Raw genomic sequence first — 24,072 nt, 5'->3', positions numbered from 1 at the left:
GGGTCGCTGCCGGAAGGACATCCCCCCGATGCCGGTCGCTGCCGCCACGTCTCTGCCCGGGTCCACCCAGGCCCGGCCGGCGGCTGAGGCGTTCACGCTGATCTTCACGACGCTTCCCGCGCTGCTGCGACTCACCTGCGGTCTGGTCGGCGCGGTGGTCGCGCTGTCGGTGCGGACACCGCCGGTGCGGGTGGCGCTGCTGATCCCCGCGGTCGTCGTCCTCACCGTCTGGTCGGTCTGGTACGCCTGGCGGGCGTTCCGGCACGGCATCGACGGCCCGCTGGTGGCCGGGGACGTCGCACTCACCACCGCCGCCGCGCTCGCCGTCCCGTGGCTGGTCGCGCCGGAGGTGCTGCCGGGCGAGGCGAGCTGGATCGCGGTGCTGGCCAGCTCGACGGTGATCAACACGCAGGCCACCGCGCCGGCCCGCTGGTCGGTGCCGGCCGGGCTGCTGGTCACCGCCGCGTACGTCACCGGCACCACGCTGGCCGGCAACCCGGTCGAGGCGCGGGCGCACGCCGGGACGCTGCTGGTGCAGACCGGAAGCGCGGCGGTGATGACAGCGGTGATGCGCCGCCGGATCGCCCGCGCCGACGCCGCGTTCGCCGACTACCAGCGGCTGTCCCACGAGGCGGTGGTCGCGCGCGCCGCCCGCGAGGACGAACGGCGGCAGAACCGCGACCTGCACGACACCGTGCTGGGCACGCTCACCATGGTCGGCCTCGGCGCGGTACCCGACTCGGCGACGTTGCGCGAGCGGTGCGCGCACGATCTGCGTACCCTCACCGCCCTGGCGGGCGCGCGGTCCGCGACCGCGGCCGGCGAGGCCGACCTGGACGAACGGCTGCGCCAGGTGCTCGCCGGAACGCCCGGGCCGGCGGTGACCGCGACGCTCGCGCCCTGCCGGCTGCCGGCGGAGGTCGCCACGGCGCTAGCCGACAGCGCCGCCGCCGCGCTCGCGAACGTGGCGCGGCACGCACCCGGCGCGACCGCGTCGCTGCGCCTGGCCCGCGAGGGCGGCGCCGTCGTGGTCGAAGTGGTCGACGACGGTCCGGGCTTCGACCCCGCCACGGTCCCGGCCCACCGGTACGGGCTGCGCGAGTCGATCCACGGGCGGATGACCACTGTGGGTGGACGCGCGCTGGTGACCTCCGCCCCTGGCGCGGGCACCCGGATTCGGCTGGAGTGGTCCGATGCCGACTGAGTCGGGTGCGGCGGTGACCGCCGACTCCGTGCTGCGTCCACTTCCCCGGCCGCGGGTGGCGACGCGCCCCGGACCGGCCACCGCCCCGCCGGAGGCGCACGCGGTGGCCGACGCCTCCGACGGGGGCGCGCGGATCGCCGCCATCGTCATCGCGGCGGCCTGGCACCTGGCGATCGCGCTGCCGGCCGTGTTGCGGGCGGGACCGGGAATGGCCTTCCCCGCCGTGGTGGCGGTGGGCTGGCTGGTGACCGCGCTGATCGGGATCTGGGCCGGCGTACTACTGCTGCGCGGCGAACTGCCCCCGGCCCGGAGCCTGGCCGCGGCGCTGCTGGTGGTCGACGCGGCGGTCGTCGCGGGCGCCGGCGAGCGCTTCCTGTTCAGCACCGCCAACTGGGTGTGGGGCGGCCTGGCGTGGTTTTTCCTGCTGGCGCTCTGGCGGCGGCCGGTGCGCTGGCTGCTGGTCATGCTCGCCGCGCACGGCGCGATCGCGGTGACCGCGGTGGTGCTGTACGGCGCGACCGCGTCGGCCGATCTGAGCCGGGCCACGATGTACGTTTACGGCACCTCCACCCTGCCGGTGGCGGTCTTCGTCGGCGCGGCGGCGCTCACCGCGCAGGCCCGGGCCCGGGCCGCCACCGCGGCGGCGGCGCTGGCCGTGGCGGCGGAGCGGGAGGCGGCCGAGCGGGCCCGCACCGAGCGCCAGGAACGGCTCGCTCTGGTCAGCGGCACCGCCGAGGAGGTGCTGGCCGAGCTGACGGCGGGCGACGCCGACCCGGCCGACCCGGCGGTGCGGCGGCGGGCGGTGCTGGCCGCGGCCCGGCTGCGCCGGCTCATCGCCGAGTCCGACGACGTGCCCGACGCGCTGCTGCACGAGCTGCGCGCGGCGGCCGACCTGGCCGAACGCAACGGACTGCCGATCGACCTGGTGGCGGTCGGCACGCCACCGGAGCTGCCGGTGGAGATCCGGCGCGGGCTGGCCGACCCGCTCACGGCAGGGCTCGCCGCGGCCGAGGGCTGGGCGCGGCTGACAGTGGTCGCGGGACCGGACGAGGTGGTGGTCAGCCTGGTGACACCGGACCACGACGGCCCGGACGAGACGACGACCGGTGGGGGCGGACCGGTGGAACACCTGCACGAGCGGGACGGGGAGATCAGATGGACGCAGACCCGCTGGCGGCGGACGTGAACGCCGGGTGGCCGATCGGGGTGGCGATCGTGGACGACCATCCGGTGGTGATCGACGGGGTGCGGGCCTGGCTGGCCGGCGAGCCGCGGTTGCGGGTGGTGGCCACCGGCGACGACCCGGACGAGGTGCTGCGGGCCGCGCCCGACGCCGAGGTGGTGCTGCTCGACCTGCGCCTGCACGGCCGGATGGTGCTGGACAAGCTGGCCGAGCTGAGCGCGGCCGGGCGCCGGGTGGTGGTCTACTCCGAGCACAGCGACCCGCCGACCATGCTGGCCGCGCTGGACGCGGGCGCGGTGGCGTTCCTGGCCAAGCACGAGGGACGCGAGCACTGTGTGGGCACCGTGCTGGCGGCGGCGCAGGACCGGCCGTACGTGCCGCCCGCGCTGGCCGGCGCGATGGTCGGCGACGCCCGGCCGGATCGTCCGGCCCTGTCGGACAAGGAGCGCGAGGCGCTGCTGTTGTGGTTCCAGTCGATGTCGAAGGCGTCGGTGGCGCGCCGGATGCAGATCAGCGAGCACACAGTGAAGCAGTACGTCGACCGAGCGCGGATCAAGTACACCCGAGCGGGGCGTCCGGCTGCCACGAAGGCGGCCCTGCTCGCCCGCGCGATCGAGGACGGACTCGTCCGACCGGAAGATATCGGCATCTACCGGTCGCAGGCGTCGGCCGACCGGCCGACCCCCTAACAGGTGTCATGACAATCACCCTACGAATCCGGCAGGCTCCCTGATACCGCCAACCGTCACCGGGAGGTCGTACCGTGCCGGAGGACGCCGCACCCTTCTTCGTCGGACCGCATCGGTTCGACGCCGACGCCGACCCCACCCGTCCCGTGCTGGACCGGCGTTACGCGCTGGTGCCCGAGCCGGGTGAGCGCATACTCGGGCATCAGTTGCTGCGGGTCGCCGGTCACCTGCTGGGCCCCACCGAGGACGTCCGCTGCTGGGCGCTGCCCGCGCCGGCGACGATCACCGTGACCGACCGCCGGCTGGCGTACGTCTGCAGCGGTTCCGAGTTGTCAGTGGTCCCCGGGCGGGACAGCCGGACGGGTGCCCGGCACCGGCGCCCGGTCCGGCTGTCCCGCCTGGTCAGCGGTCAGATCCGCTGGCAGTGGCCGTCCCGGCTGGAACTGGTCGATCACGGCGACGGCACAGCCGAGCTGCGCGTGGTCTGCGACGCGCTGCGCACCATCCGGCAGCCGGCGCTGGCACTGACCGGCCCGGTCGGGCCGGTCGCCGGGCTGGCCCGGCAGGTCCGCCGCGCGGTGGCCGGATACCGCCTGGCCAACCCCGATCTGGTCGACCTCTCACCGCCGGAGCGGGACGTGCTCGCCACCCGGGTCGCCGCCTCCCCCGGCCCGATGCTCGGCACGGTGACGCTGCCGGGCTCGCTGCCGGTGGAGTTCCTGTCCCGCGACGACTACTACCGTCCGCCGGTGGCCGAGGCGTCGCCGTGGGCGCTGTCCGACGTCCCGGCCCGCGACCAGCCCGGTTCCGCCTGCTGACCCTCCCCCGAGCGCGCATCCTCTGCGGCATGGAGGTGCATCCTTGCGCGGTGCGGCTGTCCTCAGTCGGCGGAACAGGTGAGCGTTCTCGGCGGCCCTTTCCTCGTATGTGCGTGGTGGGCGGCCGAAGATCTCGGCAACGGAGGGGCGTTGCGTGAGACTCCACTCGCTCAGTTCGGCCGGGCGCGCACCGCACTCCTGGAGGGCACACCACCAGATGAGACGAACGTACTACGTCATGAGATCTGTGTAGATCTTGGTACGAAAGGGCCCTCATGGGGGCCTTTTCGTACCAAGATCTACCGAGCCGAGCCGAGCCGAGCCGAGCCGAGCCGAGCTGCGGACCGCGGGGGTCAGGAGGCGCTGCGGGTGCGGCGCTCGGAGCGGTCCAGCTCGACGGCCTCCTCCGGCGTGGGCGCGCTGCCGCCCAGGTGGGCCGGCTGCCACCAGGTGTCGTCCGGGCCGGACGGCTGGTCCGGGTACTCCCGCTGGGCCCGGTCGACGAGCGCCGACAGCCGGGTACGCAGGTCGGCGGTCATGACTGTGGCGTCCGGGTAGGCGGCCGGGTCCATCGGATCGCCGACGATGATGGTGATCGGCGTATGCCGGCGGGTGAGCGTGCGCGGGCGGCCCTTGGTCCACATGCGCTGGGTGCCCCAGAGCGCGACCGGCAGCAGCGGCACGCCGGCTTCCTGCGACATCCGGGCCGCGCCGTTCTTGAGGTCCTTGACGACGAAGGAGCGGCTGATCGTCGCCTCCGGGAAGACGCCGACCACCTCGCCGCGGCGCAGCGCGCTCACCGCGGCGGCGTACGAGCCGGCGCCGGCGGCCCGGTTGACCGGGATGTGCTTCATGCCGCGCATGAGCGGCCCGGAGACGCGGTGCCGGAAGACGCTGTCCTTGGCCATGAAGCGGACCAGCCGCTTGGCCGGGTGCGCGCCGTAGCCGCAGAAGATGAAGTCGAGGTAGCTCACGTGGTTGGATGCGAGCACGGCGCCGCCGGTGGGCGGCACGTGCTCGCTGCCGGACACGTCGAGGCGCAGGTCGAGGAGCCGGAACATCGTCTTCGCGGCGGTGATCACGGGCGGGTACACGAGTTCCGACATGGCGAAACTTTACCCCGGGTAGGTTACGCGACCGTAGGGGCGATCTGCCCTCGGCAGACCGGGCTCGCGCACCGGGGGCGGGTGCGGCGACGATGGTGCCGTGACCGAACGCGCGGTGCTGCTCTGGATCCACGGCGGAGGCTGGCGTGCCCGCGCCGAGGAGGACGGCAGAGCGCTCGCGTCCCTCGGGCTGCGCGTGGTCGAGGCCACCTACCGGTTCTCCCACCAGGCCCGCTGGCCGGCCCAGCTCGATGACGTACGCGAAGCCGCGCGCGCCGCGTGGAGCGGGGCGGACGGCCTGCCGCTGCTGGTGGGCGGCGACTCAGCGGGCGGGATGCTGGCCCTCCAGCTCGCCCTGCGCGGGGTGGACCGGCCCGGCGATGTGGCGGGCGTGCTCGCGTACTGGGCGCCGGTCGACCCGCTCGACCCGGAGCAGCGGCGACGGCGTGCCCCCGGCGACGACCCGTGGACCGACCTGCTGGGCCACCCGCCGGCCGCGGGCGACCCGGCCACCGCCGACGCGACAGTGGCCACCCACCTGGGCTCCGGCGTGCCGGTGCTGCTGGTCCAGGGCCGCGACGACGAGGCGGTGCCGGCCGCCCAGCCGGTCGAGCTGACCGCTCGGCTGCTCGCCGCCGGTCACCCGGTGCATCTGTGGCTCACAGGCGGGGGTCACGCGCTCGACCTGGCCCGGCCCGACCTGCTCGCGACCGCCGCCGCGTTCCTGGACAACGTCCTGCCCGCCGTCGCGGGCGACTAGGTTCGAGGCATGCCCGACCTCGCCGCGATCGTCATCCACTGCCGCGACCCGTACCTGCTCGCGCCGTTCTGGAGCGCGGTCACCGGGCTGCCGGTGGTCGAGGAGGACCGGGTGAAGCTCGCCGAGGGCACGCTCGCCCCGGCCGAGGCGGTGCTGCTGCGCGACCCGCACGGGCGGCGGCCGGACCTGTGGATCAGCCCCGCCGCCGAGCTGCCCGCGCCCGGTCGGATCCACCTCGACCTGGTCGGCGACGCCGAGGAGCGGGCCGCCGTGCTGGAGGCGGGCGCGACAGTGGTACGCGAGCTGCCGCGCTGGACCGTGCTGGCCGACCCGGAGGGCAACGAGTTCTGCCTGCTGCCGCCGGACGAGGCGCACACCGCGCGTCCGCCCGGGCACTGACTCATTCGGCCAGTTCGTCGAGGTCGAGCCGGCCCCGGGCGAACGCGTCCACCCGGCCCCAGCGGCCCGGGATGTCCAGCACCTCGATGCGTCCCATGCCCATCGGCAGGCGCGGGTCCACCGCCAGGTGCCCCTCGTGCGGCTCCAGGCCCAGCATGGTGCGGATCAGCAGCAGCGGCGCGCCGGTGGACCACGCCTGCGGACTGCACGCGGTCGGGTACTCCACCGGGAACTTCGTCAGCTCCCGCTGGTAGCCGCCGAATGCCTCGGGCAGTCGGCCGTCGAAGTAGGCGGCCGCGTCGAGGATGCCGTTGGCCACGGTGGCCGCCTCCTCGTTGAAGCCGTACCGGCGCAGGCCCCAGGCGACGAACGAGTTGTCGAACGGCCAGATCGTGCCGTTGTGGTAGCCGATCGGGTTGTAGCGGACCTCGCCCTCGGCCAGCGTCCGCACCCCCCAGCCGGACCAGAGCCGGGGCCCCACCAGGTGCTCGGCGACACTCGACGCCCGTTCCTCGTCCACGATCCCGCTCCACAGCAGGTGGCCGATGTTGGAGCTGAGCACGTCGCACTGGCGCCCGTCCGGGTCCAGCGCGAGCGCGTAGAAGCCGCGGTCGGCGACCCACCAGTCCTGGTTGAAGCGCCGCTTCAGCTCCGCGGCCTCGCGTTCGAGCTGGTCGGCGTACGTGTGGTCGCCCCAGAACACCCGGGCCAGCCGGGCCGCGCGCATCTTCGCGTCGTACGCGTAGCCCTGCACCTCACAGGTGGCCCGGGGAAACGGCGGCAGCGTGCCGTCGGCGTACGAGATGGAGTCCCACGAGTCCTTCCAGCACTGGTTCTCCAGGCCGGTGTCGGTGTTGCGCCGCTCGTACCAGATGTAGCCGTTGCCGATCAGGTCGGCGTACTTGTCGATCCACCTCAGCGCGGCCCGGCACTCCAGTTCCAGCTCCTTGACCAGCGCCCCGTCGCCGGTCCACCGCTCGTACTCGTCGAGCAGCACCACGAACAGCGGGGTGGCGTCCACCGAGCCGTAGTACGGCGAGTGCGGCTGCTCCTCGAACGCGGCGGTCTCGCCGTAGCGCATCTCGTGCAGGATCCGGCCCGGGTCCTCGTCCCGGAAGTCGTCGAACCGGGTGCCCTGCAGCGCGGCGAGGATCCGCAGCGTGGTCTTCGACATCTCCGGCGCGAACGGCAGCACCTGCAGGCAGGTGAGGATGCTGTCCCGGCCGAACATGGTCATGAACCAGGGCAGGCCGGCCGCGGGCAGCGTCTGCCCGCCGAGCGACAGCGGCGAGAAGCGCAGCGCAGCGAGGTCGACCAGGCTCCGCCGGTAGGTCGCGGCGAGATCTTCGTGCTCGCTGTTCAGTTTCGGGGCCCGGCTGATCCACTCCTCCAGGTCGTGCTGGAGCGCGAGCCGCTCGACGCCGTGGGCGCGCAGCCCGATCCGCAGGTCCCGGCCGCCGGGACCGATGGCGAACGTCTGCACGTCGATGACGGCGTCCCACTGCTCGTTGGGTTCCAGCCGCAGACTCCAGGCGAAGCCGCGCTGGTCGTAGCGGGCCGGCTGGTTGGCGGAGACGACGGTCTCGCGCCGGAAGTTGCCCCGCCGGTAGCCCAGGCGCAGCCGGTCCGACTCGGCCTCGGCGTACAGCTCGCCCTTCTTGTTCAGGATCTCGTCCTTGATCTGGAAGAGGTCGGCGAAGTCGGACCCGGCGTCCATCCGGACCTCCAGGTCGACCGCCTTCTCGTCGTGGTTGAGGATGGTCAGCGTCTCCCGGAAGCTGCCGCCCACCGCCCGTTCCCGGATCACCGACAGCTTCGCGTCGATGTAGTGCGTGGCCATGCCGGGCACCAGGAAGAACCGGGCCTCGTAGTACTGCAGGTCGTCGTAGGACAGGACGTTGAGCCGCTCGCCGTTGACGGTGAGCACCCACTTCGACAGGTAGCGCGTGTCGAGCGAGAAGAGACCCGTCGGCTCGTTCGGGGTGGCCTCGATGTCGCCGCTGTCCTCGCTGACCACGAACGTGTTGCCGTCCAGGATGCGGACGGTGTTCTGCCCGGGCATCAGGCGCCCCTCCCACCGAACGTGTGACGTGGTCCCCGGGAGTCCGGCGGACCGGGGAAGACCCGCTCGACCTGCAACACCAGCCGGAGGTCGCCGACGACAGTCATGTCGCCGCGCAGCAGCGCCGCGATGGCGTTCTCCTCACCGCCGACCAGCTCGGCGAAGAGGCGCGGCTCGGTGCCGACCACGGTGTCCGCCTCGCCGTCCTCCTGCCGGACCCGCAGGTTGCCCCGTTCTATCTCCAGCAGCCAGTGCGTGGTGTGCGGGCCCTCGTGCAGGTCGAAGCGCAGCGTTCCGGATGTCTTGACCAACAGGGGCTCGAACCCCCGCCGGTCCAGGTCCTCGAAGAATCTTGTGGCCATGTCCACCATCCGGGCGACTCCTCCCGCGTTCCGCGGTCTTCCGTCCGGGATGCGGTGTCCCCACCCGTTCCGCGGTCAACCTCGCCCGATCCGGGTGACCGCCGCGTCGCCTGCGTGACGCGGAACGCCGGCCCCCGAACCGGGAGCCGGCGTCACCGCGTCGGTCAGGTCAGTTGTTGGGGTCGTCGGCGCTGATGTCCGCGAGCACCGACTGGGGTTCCCGCTCGACCGCCAGGTCACCCATGGAGATGAGGCCGATCAGCCGGCCGTCCTCGACCACCGGGAGCCGGCGGACCGCGTACGTGCGCATCAGGTCGGCGGCGGCCACCGCGTCGTCGTACTGGCTCACCGTCACCACGTCCTTGCTGGTGATCTGGTTGAGCCGGGTGGAGGTGGGATCCATGTCCTCGGCCACGCCCCGCACCGTGATGTCCCGGTCCGTGACGATACCGACCACGTTGTCGCCGTCGGTCACCACCACGTCGCCGATGGCGCTGTCGCGCATCTCCTGCGCCGCGGCGGTGAGCGTGTCGTTGCCGTCCATCGTCACCAACCGGGTCGTCATGAACTCTCCGACCGTTGTCATGGTGCTCCCCTCTCGGTGTCGGCAGGGCGGTCTACCCGCCGCCCGAGGCGGGGTAACGCGGGGCGTCACCGCCGGTGGCTCAGGCGCCGGCGCAGGTCGTAGAAGCCGTTGCTGGACAGCCCGTAGAAGATCGGCAGCAGCAGGAGCACCACGAGCGCCACCGGCACGCTCAGGAACACGGCCACCAGACCGGCGATCGCGTACGCGAGGACGCCGAGCAGCGCCCGGACGCGTTCGGCCTCGAAGAAACGGGCGGGGACGTGCGGCTCCAGCAGTTCCGGGTGCCGGCTCAGGTAGTGGTAGAGCCACAGCCAGGTGATCGACAGGATCACGCCGACCAGCCCGTACGCGGACACCGCGACCCGCTCGTCGAAGACGTCGCCCTCCTCCACGGCGCGGGAGACGAGCGCGGTGACGAACGGCAGCAGCGCCACGCTGAACAGCACGCCGAGGTTGGCCCAGTGCAGTCCCCGGTCGGCGCAGCGGACCCGGTGGAACGTCCCCTTGTGGTTCAGCCAGTTGACCGCCACGTACAGGTAGGACGTGACGTAGGCGAGGTAGACCGGCCACTGGTCGAGCAGCGCGCGCAGCATTCCGCCCGGCGCCGTCTCGGGCACCCGCAGGTCGAGGACCAGCAGCGTGATGACGATGGCGAAGACCGCGTCGCTGAACCCGATCGCCCGGCCCGTGTCCGAACGCATCCCGGCGGCCTCGGTGTCCCCTTCGGCCGTCATCGGCACCTCCGCCCTGCCGGCGCGCGGGGCGGCCGGCGACCCGGCGGGCATACCCGCTGAGCGGATGTCCGTGCCGGGTGGCCCGGCACGGACGCCCGCAGGGTCAGCGCTCGGCGGCGACCAGTTCGGCGAGCTGCACGGCGTTCAGCGCCGCGCCCTTGCGCAGGTTGTCGTTGGCGCAGAACAGCGCGAGCCCGTGCTCGACGGTCTCGTCGGCCCGGATCCGGCCGACGTACGTCGGGTCCTGGCCGGCCGCCTCCAGCGGCGTGGGCACGTCGCGCAGCGCCACGCCGGGCGCGCCGTCGAGCAACTCGCGGGCCCGGGCCGGGTCGATCGGGCGGGCGAACCGGGCGTTGATCTGCAACGAGTGGCCGGTGAAGACCGGGACGCGCACACACGTGCCGGAGACCTTCAGCCCGGGGATCTCCAGGATCTTGCGGCTCTCGTTGCGCAGCTTCTGCTCCTCGTCGGTCTCGAACGAGCCGTCGTCGACGATCGAGCCGGCGAGCGGGAGCACGTTGAAGGCGATCGGGCGGGCGAACGAGCGCGGCGCCGGGAACTCCACCGCACCGCCGTCGAAGGCCAGCCCGGCGGCGTCCCCGGCCACCTTGCGGACCTGCTCGTCCAGTTCCGCCACGCCGGCCAGGCCGGCGCCGGAGACCGCCTGGTAGGTGGCGACGACGAGGCTGACCAGCCCGGCCTCGTCGTGCAGCGGACGCAGCACCGGCATGGCGGCCATCGTGGTGCAGTTGGGGTTCGCCACGATGCCCTTCGGGCGGTCGGCGATCGCGTGCGGGTTGACCTCGGCGACCACCAACGGCACCTGCGGGTCCATCCGGAACGCCGAGGAGTTGTCGATCACCACGGCGCCGGCCTCGGCGACCCGGGGAGCCAGCTCCTTCGCGGTGGCCTTGCCCGCCGAGAAGAGCACGATGTCCAGGCCGCGGTAGTCCGCGGTGGCCGCGTCCTCGACGGTGACCTCGCCGTCGCGCCAGGGCAGCGTGCGCCCGGCCGACCGGGCCGAGGCGAACAGGCGCACCTGCTCCGCCGGGAACTCGCGCTCCGCCAGCACCTGCCGCATGACGCCACCGACCTGACCGGTGGCTCCCACAATGCCGATCCTCATGCCCGCGAGGCTACCCAGCCGGGCGGTGCGGGTGGGAAACGTTTCCCACCGCGCGGATGCGGGGCGACGGGAATCACAGGCCCGCCGCCCCGTCCGGTCACGTGTGGTCGAGCACCTCGCCGAGACCGCTGGCGACCAGCTCGTCCCGGATGACCGCCGCGTCCCCCTCGATCACCATGGTCAGCGACTCGGGGTGCAGGTAGGTCGCCGCGGCGGCGGAAACGTCCTCGACGGTCGCCGCGAGCAGTTGCTCCCGCAGCCGCGCGTGGTAGTCGTCCGGCAGGTCGTGCACGACCAGCGTGGTCAGGGCCGCGGCGATCGCGCGCGGGCTCTGCAGCTCGACCGAGAGCTGGCCGGCCCGCCAGGAGCGCGCCACCTCCAGCTCGTCCTCGGTGACCCCGGTCAGCTGGGTACGCGAGATCTCGCCCACCGACTCGACGAGCGCCGGGGCGGTCACCGCGGTCTGCACGCCGGAGCTGACCGCGAACCGCCCGAACCGCCGGGACGAGGCGAAGTCGCCCCGGATCCCGTACGTGTAGCCGCGCACCTCGCGGATCAGGTGGTTGAGCCGGGACGTGAACGCGCCGCCGAGCACGGTGCCGGCGAGCGTCATCGGCACGTGGTCCGGGTGGGCGCGGTGCGGGGACGGGTGGCCCAGCCGCAGCGTGGACTGCACCGAGCCGGGCCGGTCCACCAGAATGATCCGGCGCTGCCCGGTCAGCGGCACGTCGATCGGGCCGCCGCGTTCCACCGGGCCGCCGCCGGCGCCGGCGAACGCCGTCGCGGCGAGCGCGTCCAGGTCGATCCGCTCCAGGTCACCGGCGACGATCAGGGTGCCGGGGCGGATGAACCACTCCGAGTGGAAGACGGTGACGTCGTCCACCTCCAGCGCGGCCACGCTGTCCGGGTCGCCGTAGAGCGGGCGGCCCCACCGGTGCTGCGCGCCGAACAGCTCGGCCCGCAGCACCGCGTCGGCGCGCGGGCCCGGGTTGGCCCAGTCCATCCGCAGCGCCGTCGCCTCGTCGTCGCGGACCCGGCGCACGTCGGCCGGGTCGAGCCGGGGCGTACGGACCGCCTCGGCGAGCAGCTCCACGGCGGCGGTCAGCCGGTCCACCGGCACCTGCACGCTCACCTGGAACGAGTCCCAGTCCAGCCCGGTCGACAGCTCGGTGCCGAGCGCCTCGATGGCCAGCGCGTACGCGGTGGCGTCCCGCTGCGCGGTGCCCTCCTCCAGCGCCTTGGCCAGCACCGCGCCGAGCCCTTCCTTGCCGACCGGCTCCCGGCCCGCGCCGCCGTCGAGAAGCAGCAACGCGACGGCGAGGTTCTGCCCGGGCAGGTGCGCGGCGACCACCTGGCCGCCGGCCGCCGTCCGCCGGACCACCTGCGGGAACCGGTAGGCCCGGGCGGCGCCGGGGCCGGGACGGGTGGCGATCAGCGACATCACTTCTCCTCGGGCAGGTAGGTCAGGATCACCCGGTCGGCGGCGCCGAGCAGCTCGGCGGCCTGCTCGGCGATCTGCTCGGCGGTCACCGCGAGCCAGGCCGGCAGCCGGTCGGCCGCGCGGGCCGGGTCGCCGAACTGGGTGGCGTACCGGCCGAGCGTGTCGGCCCGCCCGTCGACAGTGGACATCTGCCGCCACCACATGGTGCTCAGCAGCGCCTTGGCGCGGTCCAGCTCGGCGGCGGTCACCGGCACCGTGGCCAGCTCGTCGACCACCTCGGCCAGCCCGTCGCGCAGCCGCTCGGCGCTCACCCCGGGGCGGGCCGTGGCGGTGGCGATCAGCGGGGCGGGCGCGTGCGCCAGGTCCACCCCGTACGCGCCGACGAGGTCCGGCTGGGCGATCCGCTCGCCGTCGGCCAGGCGCTGGTAGAGGCGGCTGCCCCGGCCGCTGCCGAGCACGGTGGCCAGCACCGTGGTCACGTCGTACCCCGGGGTGCCGAACGGGTGAGTGCGGTGCGCGACGTAGACGCGGGGGGCGGGCACGTCGGCGGTGACCGTCTCCACCGCCGGGCGGCCGGTGGCCGGCACGGTACGGCCGTCCGGCGCGGCCGGGATGTCGGCGCGCGCGGCGAGCCCGCCGAAGTACTTGTCGGCGAGCCCGAACACCTCGGCGGCGGTGGTGTCGCCGACCACGGTGAGGACGGCGTTGTTCGGCGCGTAGTAGGTGCTGTGGAACTCCTGGAAGGTGGCCAGGTCGGCGGCGTTCAGGTCGGCCATCGACCCGATCGTCGCGTGGTGGTACGGGTGCCCCGGCGGGTAGAGCAGCGGCAGCAGGCGCAGCCAGGCGTCGCCGTACGGCACGTTCTCGTAGCGCTGCCGCCGTTCGTTCTTCACCACGTCGCGCTGGTTGTCCAGCGTCTCCTGGGTCAGCGCCGGCACCAGCCCGCCCATCCGGTCGGCCTCCAGCCAGAGCGCCAGCTCCAGGTGCTCGGCCGGAACGGTCTCGAAGTAGTTGGTGCGGTCCGGGTTGGTGGTCGCGTTGAGCGAGCCGCCCGCGCCCTGGATCAGCTTCATGTGCTCGGTCTTCGCCACGTTCACCGAACCCTCGAACATGAGGTGCTCGAAGAGGTGCGCGAAGCCGGTCTGTCCGGCCGGCTCGTGGCGGGAGCCCACGTCGTACCAGAGGTTGACCGCCACGGCCGGGGCGGTGCGGTCCTCGCTCACCACCACACGCAGGCCGTTGTCCAGTCGGGTCGTCTCGATCGGCCAGGGGAAACCGCTGTCGGGCATGAGACGACGCTATCCGATCCCGGAGGCGGAAAGGTGACACGCGCGCCGGAGCATCGTCGGTGCGCGCCGGGGTACCCGTGCGGGCATGGCCGCCACCTCACCGTCCGCCGTCGAGCGCGCCGCCGCCGCGCTGGCCCGGCTCCGGCACGCCCGCCTGCTGCACCCGGCCGGGCGCACGTTCGGCGGCGAGGTCCGGATCTGGGGTACGCCGGGACCGCCGACCGGGGTGCCGCTGCTCGACCTGCCGGGCCGGTGGCCGGCCACGATCCGCCTCTCCAAGGGCGTGCCGACGCCGGGCGCCTGGCCGGACGTGCTGGGCGTGGCGGTACGGCTGCACCGCGACCCGGAGCCGCCGGTGGACCTGCTGTTCAGTTCCAGCGCCGCAGCGCCGGTGCTGCGGAACCTGCCGCTGCCCCGGCGGCGCTTCACCGGGACGTACACGTCGATCATGCCGTTCCGGGCCGGCGGGCGACGGCTGTTCCTGGCCGTGCTGGCCGACCCGGAGTCACCCGACCTGGGTCGCGGCCTGGCCGGGGCGGGCGCGGCGGTGGCCGCCGACGAGCCCCGGCTGGTGCTGGCGGTGGCCTCGGCGGCAGGCCGGTGGCGGCCGTTCGGCGAGGTACGCCTCGACGGCGAGCGCGGCGCCGCCGAGGACGCCGCGCTCGCCTTCGATCCGATCGGCAACGTGCCGCCGGGGTTGCGCCTGGCCGGCCCGCTGGCCCGGTTGCGGAACGACAGTTACCGGGGTTCCCGCCGGGCCCGGGGCGCGACGCTCAGTCGGGCGGCTCGACGGGGGTGACGGTCTGCTCGGAGGTGCGGTGCTCCAGCACCGTGTCGGGGGCGGCGTTCTGGTCCGCCTCGCGGATGTCGGACTCGGTGAGGATCGCGTCGGCCTGCGCCTCGGCGTCGTCGCTGCCCGCCGCCGCCTCCTCCGGCAGCAGATGCGCCCGGGACTCGATCCGTTCCTGGTCACTGGGGTCATGGCTGGTGGTCATGGCGATCACATACCCCGTGTTCCGCACTTCGGAACGACAGCGGGCTTTCCGGCGCGCGTCGGGTACGCTGGCCGACGTGACGCGGTCGTATCGATGGTTTAGGCAGCCGGCTGGAGGAGCCGGTGACTCGACCATGAGCTGACGTCACTTACCTCTTCGAGCCGGCCGGGCAGGGATTCTTTTCCCTGCCCTTTCGTATGCGAGCAGCCGGCTCGATCCCCCGGACCCGGCACGGGGGCACGGTCGGCGGAAGGAATCCCCACCGTGACCACGTCCCAGGACGCCCATCGGGTCATCGACCAGCGCATCGACCGTGTGGTGCCGCTGACCACCCCGGCCCTGCTGCACCACCACCTGCCGCTCGAGACCCCGCTGGCCGAGGCCGTCGTGGCGGGCCGCCGTGCCGTCGGCCGGGTGCTGGACCGCGACGACGACCGGCTGCTCGTCGTCGTCGGCCCCTGCTCCGTGCACGACCCGGCCGCCGCCCTGGAGTACGCGGGCCGGCTGCGCGAGGCCGCCGCCCGGGTCGCCGACGACCTGCTCGTGGTGATGCGCGTCTACTTCGAGAAGCCGCGCTCGACGGTGGGCTGGAAGGGCCTGATCAACGACCCGGCGCTGGACGGGTCCGGCGACGTGAACACCGGTCTGCGTACCGCGCGGGCGCTCCTGCTCGACGTGCTGCGGCTGGGCCTGCCGGTGGGCTGCGAGTTCCTCGACCCGATCACCCCGCAGTACATCGCGGACACGGTGGCCTGGGGCGCGATCGGCGCGCGGACGGTGGAGAGCCAGGTGCACCGGCAGCTCGCCTCCGGGCTGTCCATGCCGATCGGCATGAAGAACCGCCCCGACGGCAGCATCGCCACCGCCGTGGACGCGATCCGGGCGGCCGGGGTGCCGCACGTCTTCCCCGGCATCGACGTCTCCGGCACCCCGGCGATCATGCACACCCGGGGCAACGCGGACGGGCACCTGGTGCTGCGCGGCGGGGGCGGCCGGCCGAACTACGACGCGGAGTCGGTGGCCGGGGCGCTGGAGCTGCTGCGCGCCGCGGGCCTGCCGGAGCGGGTGGTGGTCGACGCCAGCCACGCCAACAGCGGCAAGGACCACCGCAACCAGCCGCTGGTCGCCGCCGACGTGGCCGCCCAGCTCGCCGCCGGTCAGCGCGGGATCGTCGGCATCATGCTGGAGAGCTTCCTGGTGCCCGGCCGGCAGGACCTGGACCCGACCCGGGAGCTGGCGTACGGCCAGTCGGTCACCGACGCCTGCATCGGGTGGGACACCACTGCCGAGGTCCTGGAGCACCTGGCCCAGGCCGTCCGGGCCCGCCGGGCCACGCTGCCGGCGCCGGCCTGAGCGGGGTTGGGGCGAGTTTGACCGGTTCGGCGCCGGGTAGGTGGTCGGCGTGACCGATGACGCGCCCGTGACCGAGCAGCCCGACACGCGGCCGCTCGACGACCTGCTCGACGACATCTACCACGGCCAGGAGCGGATCACCCAGGCGGACATCTACCGCCGGGCGGTGGCCGCCGAACTCCCCGCGGAGCTGCTCACCCGGATCGCCGCGCTCCCCCAGGGCGAGTACGCGGCGGACGAGGCGGCCGATCTGCTGGGCGGCACGGTCGCCTGAGCCCCCGGAAGACGAGAGGACGCGACATGACCGACCGCAACCCCGAGCACGAGCACCTGGCGGCGCTCGGCCAGCCCCCGGAGGGCGTCGACACGCTGCCGGAGCCGGACTTCGCCAACGAGCACGAGCGCACCGCTGTGGACCGGGACATCGTCACCGGGGAGGACGAGGAGGAGCGGGAGCCGGAGGCGTCGCGCGGCTGGGCCGGCGAGGACCACGGCACCACCCCCACCTGACCGTGGGAGACGCGCGAAAAGGGGCCGGCGTGCGCCGGCCCCTTTCGTGTCCGCATCCCTCACGCCTCGTGGTGACCGCCCTCGGCCGCCTGCTGGGCGACCGCGTACCCCATCTGGAGGAAGTCGGAGGCGGCCACCGCGGTCAGCGCGGTGGCGACCAGCCGGGTCAGCCGGGGCGCCAGCACCAGGCCGCCGGTGAGCCCGGTGGCGACCCAGACCGCCAGGCAGAACGGGCAGCTGACCAGCTCGCCGAGCGCGTGCCGGGTGGGGCTGCCCTCGTCGCGGACCTGCTCCATCACCTCGCCGCTGCCGATCGGGTGGTCGTAGCGGGTGAACGGCGCCCGCAGCGGGCTGGTGATCGCGTCCTTGGACAGCAGCCGGCTGAGCTTGTGCGTGGCGATCGAGAGCAGCACCACGTCCGCCGGCGTGGGCCGCTCGGGCACCGGCCGTCCGGTCGCCCGGACCAGGCCGACGAGCGCGGCGGTCACGCCCGCGTACGTGCCCATCGCCTTCAGGTAGCCCTCCAGCGGCCGGTGCTCGTGCGGCGCGTACGCCTGGCGCAGGCGCGCCACCTTCTGCTTCAGGCCACTCCCGGTCAACCCGGCCTCCTCGTGCTCGTCGTGCGGCCGGGCTCAGCCGGCGGTCAGGTTGTCGGCCACCTCGCGGTCGAGGTTGGCCAGGATCTCGTCGGCCAGGTCGTGGTCCGGGCCGGCCAGGTCGAGCCGGACCCGGGCGCCGCCCGCGTCGGCCGGCTCCACGTCGATCTCGGCGGACCAGTCCGCGGCGCTCCACCGGGCGCGCATGTCGTCGGCGTCGACGACCTCGACCCGGCAGGTGCCGGAGTTGCGCAGCCGCTCGGGCAGCCAGGCCGAGGAGCGGTCCGGATCGGTGGCGGTGTTGAACACCACCTCCGGCGGCGCGGACATGCCGCGCTCGGCGTGGCTGCCCATCAGGCGTCCCGCAGCCGGCTCGGGTCGACCTCCCGGCCGGGGTGCCGGGCCAGGTACTCCGTCTCCAGTTCGGCGGTGCGCCGCAGGTGGTTGGCGAGCGCCGAGTCGGTGGCGTGGCGCAGCGTGTCCAGCCGGGTGCGGTGCAGGCTCTGCATCTCCCGGACCAGGTCCTCGTCGCCCAGCTCCACCGGGTCCACCCCGAGCTGCTCGCCGTCGACGGTGCGGGCGTGATCGCCGTCCCACTCCGCGACCCGCTGTTCCGGGCTCGCGTCCCGGCGTACCGATTCGGTCATCGTCGCCCCCTCGTCTCGTTCGGGTTGGCACCTGTTCGGATGCCCAGCGGGCGTGCCACCAAACCACCGCCCGGACTACGACGCCGTGTCGGAGACGCCCGGGGAGTCCCGGTACTCTCGTGGGCATGGAACGGCTCTGGACACCGGCGTGGATCGTCCGCCACGTGGCCATGGTCGTGCTGGTGGCGGGTTGCCTCGGGATGGGCTGGTGGCAGGTCACCCGCGCCGCCGGGGGCAACGCGATCAGCTTCGGTTACGCGATCGAGTGGCCGGTGTTCGCCGGTTTCGTGATCTTCGTCTGGTGGCGGGAGGTCCGCCAGACGCTGCGGGCGACGCCGCCGGGCGACGCGCAGCCGACGGCCGATCCGGCGCCGTCGGCGGCTGCCGGCGCCGAGCCGGCCGTCACCACCCCGGCGGTACGCCGCCCGGTGCGCGTCGTGCGGACGCCGGCCGCCCCGGCCGACGGGGCGGACGACGCCGAGCTGGCCGCGTACAACCGCTATCTATCCTGGTTGAACGCCAATCCGGGCGCCCGGCCCGGCGACTATCCCGGCTGAGGCCGGTGCGGAAGGACGGACGACGGTGGGCGGAGCCCTTACCCGGTACCGCGTGATCGCCTGGATCGTGGGCGTGGCGCTCGTGGTGCTGGTCCTGATCGGCATGCCGCTGAAGTACGGCTTCGACAACCCGAGCGTGGTGGGCGTGGTCGGCGTGGCGCACGGCTGGCTGTACATGCTCTATCTGGCGCTCACGTTCGACCTGTCCCGCCGGGCGAACTGGCCGCTGAAGCGGATGCTGCTGGTGATGCTCGCCGGGACCGTGCCGTTCGTCTCGTTCTACGCCGAGCGGCGGGTGAGCCAGTGGGTGGCTGCCGAGCAGCAGCCGCGTACCCCGGAGCCGGTCGCGGGCTGAGCGCCGCTCACCGCGCCGGTCGCCACGGCTCGGCCGCCGGTGGGTCGGCCCAGCCGCCCATGCGCGCCGCCTCGCGGGCGCGGCGCAGCGCCCGGCTGACCTGACCGAACTGTCGTTCGTCGTCGCTGCTGAACAGCAGCACCTCGGTGCCCCGCACCCGGCCCCACAGCTCGTGTGCCGGGGGCCGCCAGCGGTCGCCGATCAGCACGAGCAGCAGCGGCACCAGCCCGACCGCGCCGAGCAGGAGGTACGCCTCGGCGGTGAGCCGGTGCAGGCCGCCGGTGAAGCCGAGCAGCAGCCCGACCGCGGCGATCATCGCGGCGGACACGGCGACGGCGCGGATCGCGAGCCGGTCGTGCGGGCCGCGATCGGTCCGCACCTGGGTGATCTCGGCCACCGGCCAGCTGTTGCGGCCGACGGTGAAGCGCTCGGCGGTGACGACGATGCCGGGCCGGGCGTAGAGCAGTTTGGGCGAGGTGGGTCGGGTCGGCTGGGTGGCGGAGCGTTCGGTCTGCACGGCGGCCTCCCGGGGACGCGGATCCCGTGCGGGAATCCCGGTTCCGGGCTTCATTGTGTTGCGGGCCCGCCACCTGACCTCGGGTTTTCGGCGATCGGCCGCCGGTTCTGCCCCGGGTGGCCCGCCGGAAAGAGGAAGCGATTTCAGTCTTTGTCATGACTTTGCGTGGCGGTGGCTGACGACATCCGCCCAGAACGACCAATCGGGCGAGCCACACCATGCTGCACCATCGTCACTTTCCGCCACTTTGCCAACTTTCGCCCCTGCTTGAACTCCCGACCACTCCGATCACGGGTTAGGTTGTGCAGGTCGGCCCGGTCGACAGCCATCCACCCGGATGGCCCCGGGCCGGTGTCGCCGGGTCGCGAACGCGCCCGGCGGCCGGTGGGAGAGGAGCTTTCCGCTCTTGTCGTCCTTACGGATGCTGCTCCGCTCGCTCGCGGTGGCCGGCCTCTCGGCCGCGCTGCTCGCCCCGGCGCAGGTGGCCCGGGCCGAGCCCACACCCGCAGAGCTGACGAAGCAGATCGAGAAGTCCTCGACTGAGCTGGAGCGAATCGTCGAGTCCTACAACAAGCTCAACGAGGACATCAAGGCCAACAAGGCCACGGCGGCCACGTTGGAGGCCCGGATCGGGCCGCTGCAGGAACAGGCCGAGCGCAGCCGCGCCGAGGTGGGCGTGCTGGCGGCGACGGCGTACAAGACCGGCGGCATGCGTACCGCGGCGGCCCTGCTGGACCCGGGTGGCCAGGCCACGCTGCCGGAGCGGCTGGGCACACTGGACCAGCTCACCCGCCAGCGCCAGCGCACCCTCTCCAGCTTCACCGCCGACCAGCAGCGGCTGATCGACCAGAAGACCCGGCTGGACGCCACGCTCGCCCGGGAGGCGGCGCAGGCCAAGCAGCTCAAGTCCGCGAAGACGCGGATCGAGGGAGACCTGGCCGACCTCTACGAGATGCGGCGCAGGGCGTACGGGCGGGCCACCGAGGCGCCCGGCAACGCTGGCTCGGCGGGCAAGCCCCCGGCCGTCTCCGGCGACGCCGGCAAGGCCGTGCGGTACGCCTACGGCGCGGTCGGCAAGCCCTACGGCTATGCCCAGGACGGCCCGGGCAGCTACGACTGCTCCGGTCTGACGCTCGCCGCGTGGCGGGCCGCCGGAAAGTCGCTGCCGCACAGCGCGGCACGGCAGTGGAACGCCACCACGCGGATCAGCCGCAGCCAGCTGCAACCGGGTGACCTGGTGTTCTACTCCGGGCTCGGGCACGTGGCGCTCTACGTCGGCAACGGCCAGATCATCGACGCGCCCAGCGCCGGACGCAACGTCAGCAAACGCGGTATGAACATCATGTCGATCGCCGGCTACGGCCGGGTCTGATCGACGCGGACGGCGAACGGCCGGCGTCCCCCTGTCGGACGCCGGCCGTTCGTTGTCTCAATTACTACCAGGTCAGGCCGCCTGCAGCCCCTCCGCGCGAGCCAGCTCACGCAGCCGGCCGAGGGCCTGGATCTCCAGCTGGCGGATCCGCTCCCGGGAGAGCGAGAACCGCGACGCGACCTCGGTCAGCGAGTGCTCGCGACCGTCCTCCAGGCCGTACCGGGCCCGCATGATGCCGGCGGACCGGTCGTCGAGGTGGTTGAGCAGACCCTCGATCCGCTGCCGCTCCAGGCCGGTGAGCACGATCTCCTCGGGCGACGGCGCGTCGCTGTCGGCGACCAGGTCACCGAGGTTGGTGTCGCCGTCGTCGCCCACCGGGGTGTCCAGCGAGACGGTGTCCTGCGACCAGCGGACCAGCTCGTTGACCCGCTCGACGGTCACGCCGAGGGCAGTCGCGATCTGCTCCGGCTCCGGGTCGCTGCCCAGCTCACGGGTGAGCTGCCGGGCCACGTTGCGCATCCGGTTGACGTCCTCCACCAGGTGCACGGGCAGCCGTACGGTCCGCTCCTGCTGGGCGATCGCCCGGCTGATGGCCTGGCGGATCCACCAGGTCGCGTAGGTGGAGAACTTGAAACCCCGCTCGTAGTCGAACTTCTCGACCGCCCGGACCAGGCCGGTGTTGCCCTCCTGGATCAGGTCCAGCATGGGCATCCCGGAGCGCACGTAGCGCCGGGCGATGGACACGACCAGTCGCAGGTTCGCGCGGATGAACAGGTCCTTCGCGCGCTCACCCTCGACGACCAGCCGCTCCAGGTCCTCCCGGTCGACGCCCTCGGGGATCCGGTCTTCGTCGAGCAGGTGCTCGGCGTAGAGGCCCGCCTCGATCGCCTTGGAGAGGTCGACCTCCCGGGCGGCGTCGAGCAGCGGCGTCCGGGAGATCTCGTGCAGGTAGACGCCGACCAGGTCCCGCTCCTCGGCGACCTCGTCGGTACGCATGCCGATGTTCTTGTCCACGATTGCCACGGTCCCCTCGCTCGCGCCGGTTGCCCGGTTCCTTGCCATCCCCACGTTCATCAGCCCTCCCCGTAACCTCCGCTGTGCCCGTAGGTGCTGACACCTACACAACAGATGTGACGCTTCGGGGATTCCATGTCGTGAGTCGAAACTGTCACGAATGCCTGAGTACTAGCTGAGAGCCCGGTCCATGTTTCCTGTTACCGGCCCGGTTCGGACGGCTTCCGGACACGGCTTTTGGGGCCCGCCGGAGCTGCTGAATCGCTATTCGCCCATGGAATGGCACCATTGCCTGTTCCATGAACACAGCGAGCCGCGTCACCGGGTCGTTGCGATCCTGGTCACTGCGAGATACGCGCTCGTGGACCGGTCGGTTCAGCCACGCTCAGGATTACCCTCCGCCTCGTTGAACAATCCGTACGGGCGGGAACGTCCCCCTCCCGCACGTGATACGTGTCGCACCCGCCGGACGGATGCGCCGGGCGGGTGGATCGCCGGGAGAAGGGGTGAGCGGGGCGGTCAGGAGGCGAGCAGGGCGAGCGCGCCGCGTACCTGGTGGGCGGAGCGGGCCAGCGCGGCCCGGGCGGCCGGCACCTCCGCGCCGGAGACCAGCGCGACGAGCGCGGTCTTGAGGTCGCCGTCGGCCTCCCGCAGCGCGACCCGGCAGACCTCCTCGGCGCAACCGGTGGCCTCCACGAGGATCGAGATCATGCGACCGCGCAGTTTGGCGTTGGTGGCCACCATGTCGATCATCAGGTTCGAGTAGACACGGCCCAGACGCACCATGACGGCCGTGGAGAACGTGTTGAGCACCAGCTTCTGCGCGGTGCCGGCCTTCATCCGGGTCGACCCGGTGACCACCTCCGGCCCGGTGTCCACGCCGATGAAGACGTCCACCGACGCGGCGGCCGGGGCCTCCGGATTCGCGCAGAGCAGCACCGTAGCGGCCCCCCGCTCCCGGGACGCGGCGAGCGCCCCGAGGACGTACGGGGTGCGTCCGCTGGCCGCCAGGCCGACCACCAGGTCGCCCGGGCGCACGCACTCGGCGGCCTCGGCGGCGCCGCCGCGCTCGTCGTCCTCGGCGTCCTCGACCGCCCGCCACATGGCGTCCGGGCCACCGGCGAGGTGCGAGCAGAACCAGTGCCGGGGCGAGTTGAACGTGGGGGCCAGTTCGGCCGCGTCCAGCACGCCCAGGCGGCCGGAGGTGCCGGCGCCGAAGTAGTGCACGCGGTGTCCGTCGCGCAGCGCGGCCACCGCGAGGTCGACGGTCTCGGCGATTTCGTCCAGCACCGCGGCGACGGCGGCCGGCACCCGCCGGTCCGCCTCGTTGATCACGGTGAGCACGTCCCGGGTGGACATCAGGTCGAGGTCGAAGCTGTGCGGGTTGCGCCGCTCGGTCGGCGCGCCGACACGCACCACCGGCCGGATCGCCGCCACGCCGTCGCGCTCCGCCCGGCCCGCCGTCATCCCCGCCTCCGCCCGGGACCGACCCGGTGCGACTGGACCGCCTCGGCCGTGGCTTCGAGCGCCTTCTTGGTCCGGGCCCGGCTGCGCGCGGCCACCCCGACGAAGAGGCAGTCGACGACGGTGAGCTGGGCCAGCCGGCTGGCCGTCGCGCCGGAGCGGTAGGTCGTCTCCCGGGCGGCTGTGGTGAGCACGTGGTCGGCGACCTCGGTGATCGGCGAGCGCGGGAAGTTGGTGAGCGCCACGGTGGTGGCTCCCCGGGCCCGCGCCTGCTCCAGCACCTCGATGACGTCGGACGTGGTGCCGGTGTGCGAGATGCCGACCGCGACGTCGCCGCGCCCGAGCAGGGCGGCGGAGGTGAGCGCGGTGTGCACGTCCGGGAAGTAGAACGCGATGCGGCCGATGCGGTGCAGCTTCTGCTGGAAGTCGGAGGCGACGAAGCCGCTGGCGCCCGCGCCGTAGACGTCGATCCGGCCGGCCGCGCCGATTGCCTCGACCACCTGCTCGCAGACGGCCGGGTCGAGCTGCTCGGCGGTCTCCTCGACGGCTCGGGCGTCGTTGAAGGCGATGGTGGCGATGATCTGGGCCAGGTCGGCGCCCGGCGGGATGTCGCCACCGACCACCCGCGCGTCCGGCGGCTCGACCCGGCGGGCGGCCTCGGCGGCGAGGCGGATGCGCAACTGGGGGTAGCCGTCCATGCCGACCGAGCGGCAGAAGCGGATCACTGTCGCCTCGGACGTCTCGGCGGCGGTGGCGAGGTCGGTGATCGTGCGCCGGGCCGCGTCCGCCGGATCGGCGACGACCAGCCGGGCCACCCGCTGTTCGGCCGGGGACAGCGAGGGCAGCAGGCCGCTGATGTGGACGATCAGTCCACCGGGCTCGTGACTCGCAGAAATCTTCGGACTCTTCGCCACGGATGAAACTTACTTTCAG

General features: G+C 73.3%; 29 protein-coding genes. 13 read left to right on the top strand and 16 right to left on the bottom strand.

The features are described from left to right. Positions 1-28: 28 nt before the first annotated feature. From KBX43_RS13735 to KBX43_RS13720, 4 genes are all read left to right on the top strand, one after another. On the top strand, positions 29-1,204 hold the full coding sequence (locus KBX43_RS13735; RefSeq protein WP_064448673.1) for an ATP-binding protein: 1,176 nt from the start codon (positions 29-31) through the stop codon (positions 1,202-1,204). Further along, positions 1,194-2,390 carry a hypothetical protein gene (locus KBX43_RS13730; protein ID WP_209962992.1) on the top strand — a complete coding sequence of 399 codons (1,197 nt, stop codon included), beginning with the start codon at positions 1,194-1,196 and terminating at the stop codon, positions 2,388-2,390. Before KBX43_RS13735 ends, KBX43_RS13730 begins: the two co-directional genes overlap by 11 nt. Next, complete coding sequence (locus KBX43_RS13725) at positions 2,360-3,076, top strand: response regulator transcription factor (RefSeq protein WP_043328844.1); 717 nt, start codon at positions 2,360-2,362, stop codon at positions 3,074-3,076. Before KBX43_RS13730 ends, KBX43_RS13725 begins: the two co-directional genes overlap by 31 nt. Positions 3,077-3,150: 74 nt before the next feature. Beyond that, entirely contained in the window at positions 3,151-3,894 is a 744-nt protein-coding gene (locus KBX43_RS13720) for a hypothetical protein (protein WP_043328843.1), read from the top strand. 353 nt (positions 3,895-4,247) lie between these two features. On the opposite strand, the gene KBX43_RS13715 is transcribed toward KBX43_RS13720, so the two are convergent. Beyond that, entirely contained in the window at positions 4,248-5,000 is a 753-nt protein-coding gene (locus tag KBX43_RS13715) for a 1-acyl-sn-glycerol-3-phosphate acyltransferase (RefSeq protein WP_209962994.1), read from the bottom strand. 100 nt (positions 5,001-5,100) lie between these two features. On the opposite strand from KBX43_RS13715, the gene KBX43_RS13710 reads away from it, so the two are divergent. Both KBX43_RS13710 and KBX43_RS13705 read left to right on the top strand, forming a co-directional pair. Then, the gene (locus KBX43_RS13710; protein WP_043328840.1) at positions 5,101-5,760 is read left to right on the top strand and encodes an alpha/beta hydrolase; all 660 of its coding nucleotides are present in this window, start codon (positions 5,101-5,103) and stop codon (positions 5,758-5,760) included. A gap of 9 nt (positions 5,761-5,769) precedes the next feature. Further along, the gene (locus KBX43_RS13705) at positions 5,770-6,159 is read left to right on the top strand and encodes a VOC family protein (RefSeq protein WP_043328838.1); all 390 of its coding nucleotides are present in this window, start codon (positions 5,770-5,772) and stop codon (positions 6,157-6,159) included. 1 nt (position 6,160) lies between these two features. On the opposite strand, the gene KBX43_RS13700 is transcribed toward KBX43_RS13705, so the two are convergent. From KBX43_RS13700 to KBX43_RS13670, 7 genes are all read right to left on the bottom strand, one after another. Beyond that, the gene (locus tag KBX43_RS13700; protein WP_043328837.1) at positions 6,161-8,221 is read right to left on the bottom strand and encodes a glycogen debranching N-terminal domain-containing protein; all 2,061 of its coding nucleotides are present in this window, start codon (positions 8,219-8,221) and stop codon (positions 6,161-6,163) included. Further along, complete coding sequence (locus KBX43_RS13695) at positions 8,221-8,592, bottom strand: SCP2 sterol-binding domain-containing protein (protein ID WP_043328836.1); 372 nt, start codon at positions 8,590-8,592, stop codon at positions 8,221-8,223. The genes KBX43_RS13700 and KBX43_RS13695 overlap by 1 nt, the downstream gene beginning before the upstream one ends. Positions 8,593-8,752: 160 nt before the next feature. Further along, entirely contained in the window at positions 8,753-9,169 is a 417-nt protein-coding gene (locus KBX43_RS13690) for a CBS domain-containing protein (protein ID WP_043328834.1), read from the bottom strand. Between the two features lie 65 nt (positions 9,170-9,234). Then, a complete protein-coding gene (locus KBX43_RS13685) occupies positions 9,235-9,903 on the bottom strand; it encodes a TMEM175 family protein (protein ID WP_210884638.1) in 669 nt (222 codons plus the stop codon). A 103-nt stretch (positions 9,904-10,006) separates the two neighbouring features. Beyond that, positions 10,007-11,029, bottom strand: a complete 1,023-nt coding sequence (locus KBX43_RS13680) for an aspartate-semialdehyde dehydrogenase (RefSeq protein WP_064447774.1) — start codon at positions 11,027-11,029, stop codon at positions 10,007-10,009. Positions 11,030-11,126: 97 nt separating this feature from the next. Continuing rightward, the gene (locus tag KBX43_RS13675) at positions 11,127-12,470 is read right to left on the bottom strand and encodes a pitrilysin family protein (RefSeq protein ID WP_069087278.1); all 1,344 of its coding nucleotides are present in this window, start codon (positions 12,468-12,470) and stop codon (positions 11,127-11,129) included. Next, complete coding sequence (locus tag KBX43_RS13670) at positions 12,470-13,759, bottom strand: pitrilysin family protein (protein WP_043328830.1); 1,290 nt, start codon at positions 13,757-13,759, stop codon at positions 12,470-12,472. Before KBX43_RS13670 ends, KBX43_RS13675 begins: the two co-directional genes overlap by 1 nt. 85 nt (positions 13,760-13,844) lie before the next feature. Here KBX43_RS13670 and KBX43_RS13665 point away from each other — a divergent pair, with 85 nt between their 5' ends. Further along, positions 13,845-14,558: a phosphodiesterase gene (locus KBX43_RS13665; RefSeq protein WP_210884636.1), complete on the top strand. Its 714-nt coding sequence runs from the start codon at positions 13,845-13,847 to the stop codon at positions 14,556-14,558. On the opposite strand, the gene KBX43_RS13660 is transcribed toward KBX43_RS13665, so the two are convergent. Next, positions 14,533-14,754 (bottom strand): hypothetical protein, encoded by a 222-nt coding sequence (locus tag KBX43_RS13660; RefSeq protein WP_013288141.1) that lies wholly within the window; start codon positions 14,752-14,754, stop codon positions 14,533-14,535. The two genes, KBX43_RS13665 and KBX43_RS13660, sit on opposite strands and share 26 nt — an antisense overlap. A 255-nt stretch (positions 14,755-15,009) precedes the next feature. Here KBX43_RS13660 and KBX43_RS13655 point away from each other — a divergent pair, with 255 nt between their 5' ends. Genes KBX43_RS13655 through KBX43_RS13645 form a run of 3 tightly spaced genes read left to right on the top strand, consistent with a single transcriptional unit; the run spans position 15,010 to position 16,617 of the window. Next, the gene (locus tag KBX43_RS13655) at positions 15,010-16,107 is read left to right on the top strand and encodes a 3-deoxy-7-phosphoheptulonate synthase (protein ID WP_043328826.1); all 1,098 of its coding nucleotides are present in this window, start codon (positions 15,010-15,012) and stop codon (positions 16,105-16,107) included. A gap of 40 nt (positions 16,108-16,147) precedes the next feature. Then, positions 16,148-16,381, top strand: coding sequence for a hypothetical protein (locus tag KBX43_RS13650; RefSeq protein ID WP_018786980.1), 234 nt, complete (start codon positions 16,148-16,150; stop codon positions 16,379-16,381). Positions 16,382-16,407: 26 nt separating this feature from the next. Further along, positions 16,408-16,617, top strand: coding sequence for a hypothetical protein (locus KBX43_RS13645; RefSeq protein ID WP_043328824.1), 210 nt, complete (start codon positions 16,408-16,410; stop codon positions 16,615-16,617). A gap of 59 nt (positions 16,618-16,676) precedes the next feature. On the opposite strand, the gene KBX43_RS13640 is transcribed toward KBX43_RS13645, so the two are convergent. The 3 genes from KBX43_RS13640 to KBX43_RS13630 are packed head-to-tail and all read right to left on the bottom strand — an operon-like array spanning position 16,677 to position 17,860. Beyond that, positions 16,677-17,216 (bottom strand): DUF1360 domain-containing protein, encoded by a 540-nt coding sequence (locus KBX43_RS13640; RefSeq protein WP_030502249.1) that lies wholly within the window; start codon positions 17,214-17,216, stop codon positions 16,677-16,679. A 33-nt stretch (positions 17,217-17,249) separates the two neighbouring features. After that, positions 17,250-17,567, bottom strand: a complete 318-nt coding sequence (locus KBX43_RS13635) for a hypothetical protein (RefSeq protein WP_064447778.1) — start codon at positions 17,565-17,567, stop codon at positions 17,250-17,252. Continuing rightward, a complete protein-coding gene (locus KBX43_RS13630; RefSeq protein ID WP_030502251.1) occupies positions 17,567-17,860 on the bottom strand; it encodes a DUF6158 family protein in 294 nt (97 codons plus the stop codon). Before KBX43_RS13630 ends, KBX43_RS13635 begins: the two co-directional genes overlap by 1 nt. Positions 17,861-17,985: 125 nt before the next feature. Here KBX43_RS13630 and KBX43_RS13625 point away from each other — a divergent pair, with 125 nt between their 5' ends. Both KBX43_RS13625 and KBX43_RS13620 read left to right on the top strand, forming a co-directional pair. Beyond that, entirely contained in the window at positions 17,986-18,417 is a 432-nt protein-coding gene (locus KBX43_RS13625; protein WP_166457035.1) for a hypothetical protein, read from the top strand. 25 nt (positions 18,418-18,442) lie between these two features. Then, positions 18,443-18,772 carry a DUF3817 domain-containing protein gene (locus KBX43_RS13620; RefSeq protein ID WP_043328820.1) on the top strand — a complete coding sequence of 110 codons (330 nt, stop codon included), beginning with the start codon at positions 18,443-18,445 and terminating at the stop codon, positions 18,770-18,772. 7 nt (positions 18,773-18,779) lie between these two features. Here KBX43_RS13620 and KBX43_RS13615 read toward each other — a convergent pair whose 3' ends face one another. Further along, on the bottom strand, positions 18,780-19,289 hold the full coding sequence (locus KBX43_RS13615) for a DUF6232 family protein (RefSeq protein WP_104112957.1): 510 nt from the start codon (positions 19,287-19,289) through the stop codon (positions 18,780-18,782). Between the two features lie 406 nt (positions 19,290-19,695). On the opposite strand from KBX43_RS13615, the gene KBX43_RS13610 reads away from it, so the two are divergent. Further along, the gene (locus KBX43_RS13610; protein WP_043328816.1) at positions 19,696-20,661 is read left to right on the top strand and encodes a C40 family peptidase; all 966 of its coding nucleotides are present in this window, start codon (positions 19,696-19,698) and stop codon (positions 20,659-20,661) included. Between the two features lie 72 nt (positions 20,662-20,733). Here KBX43_RS13610 and KBX43_RS13605 read toward each other — a convergent pair whose 3' ends face one another. The 3 genes from KBX43_RS13605 to KBX43_RS13595 form a co-directional block, all read right to left on the bottom strand. After that, positions 20,734-21,723 carry an RNA polymerase sigma factor RpoD/SigA gene (locus KBX43_RS13605; RefSeq protein WP_043330973.1) on the bottom strand — a complete coding sequence of 330 codons (990 nt, stop codon included), beginning with the start codon at positions 21,721-21,723 and terminating at the stop codon, positions 20,734-20,736. Positions 21,724-22,194: 471 nt separating this feature from the next. Next, complete coding sequence (locus tag KBX43_RS13600; RefSeq protein ID WP_051611378.1) at positions 22,195-23,142, bottom strand: N-acetylmuramic acid 6-phosphate etherase; 948 nt, start codon at positions 23,140-23,142, stop codon at positions 22,195-22,197. Further along, positions 23,139-24,053 (bottom strand): MurR/RpiR family transcriptional regulator, encoded by a 915-nt coding sequence (locus KBX43_RS13595; RefSeq protein WP_051611377.1) that lies wholly within the window; start codon positions 24,051-24,053, stop codon positions 23,139-23,141. The genes KBX43_RS13600 and KBX43_RS13595 overlap by 4 nt, the downstream gene beginning before the upstream one ends. Between the last annotated feature and the right edge of the window lie 19 nt (positions 24,054-24,072).

It is taken from the genome of Micromonospora sp. C41 (assembly GCF_018070485.1).
GTDB lineage: Bacteria > Actinomycetota > Actinomycetes > Mycobacteriales > Micromonosporaceae > Micromonospora > Micromonospora chalcea.
This window is presented reverse-complemented; position numbering and strand designations above follow the sequence as displayed.

What these genes read in the sequence shown, in the direction of transcription:
- KBX43_RS13625 (WP_166457035.1), top strand. Translation starts at nt 17,986, where the DNA reads ATGGAACGGCTCTGGACACCGGCGTGGATCGTCCGCCACGTGGCCATG.
- KBX43_RS13685 (WP_210884638.1), bottom strand. Translation starts at nt 9,903, where the DNA reads ATGACGGCCGAAGGGGACACCGAGGCCGCCGGGATGCGTTCGGACACG.
- KBX43_RS13645 (WP_043328824.1), top strand. Translation starts at nt 16,408, where the DNA reads ATGACCGACCGCAACCCCGAGCACGAGCACCTGGCGGCGCTCGGCCAG.
- KBX43_RS13670 (WP_043328830.1), bottom strand. Translation starts at nt 13,759, where the DNA reads ATGCCCGACAGCGGTTTCCCCTGGCCGATCGAGACGACCCGACTGGAC.
- KBX43_RS13695 (WP_043328836.1), bottom strand. Translation starts at nt 8,592, where the DNA reads ATGGTGGACATGGCCACAAGATTCTTCGAGGACCTGGACCGGCGGGGG.
- KBX43_RS13635 (WP_064447778.1), bottom strand. Translation starts at nt 17,567, where the DNA reads ATGGGCAGCCACGCCGAGCGCGGCATGTCCGCGCCGCCGGAGGTGGTG.
- KBX43_RS13700 (WP_043328837.1), bottom strand. Translation starts at nt 8,221, where the DNA reads ATGCCCGGGCAGAACACCGTCCGCATCCTGGACGGCAACACGTTCGTG.
- KBX43_RS13660 (WP_013288141.1), bottom strand. Translation starts at nt 14,754, where the DNA reads ATGACCACCAGCCATGACCCCAGTGACCAGGAACGGATCGAGTCCCGG.
- KBX43_RS13690 (WP_043328834.1), bottom strand. Translation starts at nt 9,169, where the DNA reads ATGACAACGGTCGGAGAGTTCATGACGACCCGGTTGGTGACGATGGAC.
- KBX43_RS13735 (WP_064448673.1), top strand. Translation starts at nt 29, where the DNA reads ATGCCGGTCGCTGCCGCCACGTCTCTGCCCGGGTCCACCCAGGCCCGG.
- KBX43_RS13630 (WP_030502251.1), bottom strand. Translation starts at nt 17,860, where the DNA reads ATGACCGAATCGGTACGCCGGGACGCGAGCCCGGAACAGCGGGTCGCG.
- KBX43_RS13675 (WP_069087278.1), bottom strand. Translation starts at nt 12,470, where the DNA reads ATGTCGCTGATCGCCACCCGTCCCGGCCCCGGCGCCGCCCGGGCCTAC.
- KBX43_RS13600 (WP_051611378.1), bottom strand. Translation starts at nt 23,142, where the DNA reads ATGACGGCGGGCCGGGCGGAGCGCGACGGCGTGGCGGCGATCCGGCCG.
- KBX43_RS13605 (WP_043330973.1), bottom strand. Translation starts at nt 21,723, where the DNA reads ATGGCAAGGAACCGGGCAACCGGCGCGAGCGAGGGGACCGTGGCAATC.
- KBX43_RS13730 (WP_209962992.1), top strand. Translation starts at nt 1,194, where the DNA reads ATGCCGACTGAGTCGGGTGCGGCGGTGACCGCCGACTCCGTGCTGCGT.
- KBX43_RS13725 (WP_043328844.1), top strand. Translation starts at nt 2,360, where the DNA reads ATGGACGCAGACCCGCTGGCGGCGGACGTGAACGCCGGGTGGCCGATC.
- KBX43_RS13665 (WP_210884636.1), top strand. Translation starts at nt 13,845, where the DNA reads ATGGCCGCCACCTCACCGTCCGCCGTCGAGCGCGCCGCCGCCGCGCTG.
- KBX43_RS13680 (WP_064447774.1), bottom strand. Translation starts at nt 11,029, where the DNA reads ATGAGGATCGGCATTGTGGGAGCCACCGGTCAGGTCGGTGGCGTCATG.
- KBX43_RS13715 (WP_209962994.1), bottom strand. Translation starts at nt 5,000, where the DNA reads ATGTCGGAACTCGTGTACCCGCCCGTGATCACCGCCGCGAAGACGATG.
- KBX43_RS13705 (WP_043328838.1), top strand. Translation starts at nt 5,770, where the DNA reads ATGCCCGACCTCGCCGCGATCGTCATCCACTGCCGCGACCCGTACCTG.